Source organism: Alcanivorax sp. HI0044, from assembly GCF_001634945.1.
Genome location: NZ_LWEZ01001643.1, coordinates 1 through 923 on the forward strand (window position 1 = coordinate 1; position 923 = coordinate 923).

Sequence of the window (923 nt, forward strand, 5' to 3'; positions counted from 1 at the left end):
CCGCCGGTGATCTCGTTCTGCAGCTCATCCAGGGTGTAACCCACCGCCAGCTTGGCGGCCACCTTGGCGATCGGGAAGCCGGTGGCCTTGGAGGCCAGCGCGGAAGATCGACTCACCCGCGGGTTCATTTCGATCACCACCATGCGCCCGTTGTCCGGATTGATGCCGAACTGCACGTTGGAACCACCGGTTTCCACACCGATCTCACGCAGCACCGCCAGAGAGGCGTCGCGCATGATCTGCAGCTCTTTATCGGTGAGCGTCTGCGCCGGCGCCACGGTGATGGAGTCACCGGTGTGCACACCCATGGGGTCAAAGTTCTCGATGGAGCACACGATGATGCAGTTGTCCTTTTTGTCGCGGACCACTTCCATCTCGTACTCTTTCCAGCCCAGCAGGGACTCGTCGATCAACAGCTCGTTGGTGGGCGACAGGTCCAGACCACGCTGGCAGATTTCCTCGAATTCTTCCCGGTTATACGCCACACCACCGCCGGAGCCACCCATGGTGAAACTGGGGCGGATAATGCAGGGAAAACCCAGGTCTTGCAGGGCCGCGTTGGCCTCTTCCATGTTATGGGCAATGGCAGAACGCGGACATTCCAGGCCGATGGCTTTCATGGCCTTGTCGAAGCGGGAGCGATCTTCCGCCTTGTCGATGGCATCTTCGGTGGCGCCAATCATTTCCACGCCGAACTCTTTCAGCACCCCATTGTGGTCCAGGTCCAGGGCACAGTTCAGTGCGGTCTGACCACCCATGGTGGGCAGCAGCGCGTCCGGGCGCTCCTTCTCGATGATCTTGGCCACGGTCTGCCAGGTAATCGGCTCGATGTAGGTGGCATCCGCCATGGCCGGGTCGGTCATGATGGTGGCCGGGTTGGAGTTCACCAGAATCACCCGGAAACCCTCTTCCCGCAGCGCCTT

The 923-nt window shown here is 60.9% G+C and carries 1 pseudogene; it reads right to left on the minus strand.

Going from position 1 to position 923, the window contains the following annotated elements:
* Positions 1 to 923, minus strand: a pseudogene (locus A3730_RS24740) (ATP-grasp domain-containing protein); the annotation flags it as partial.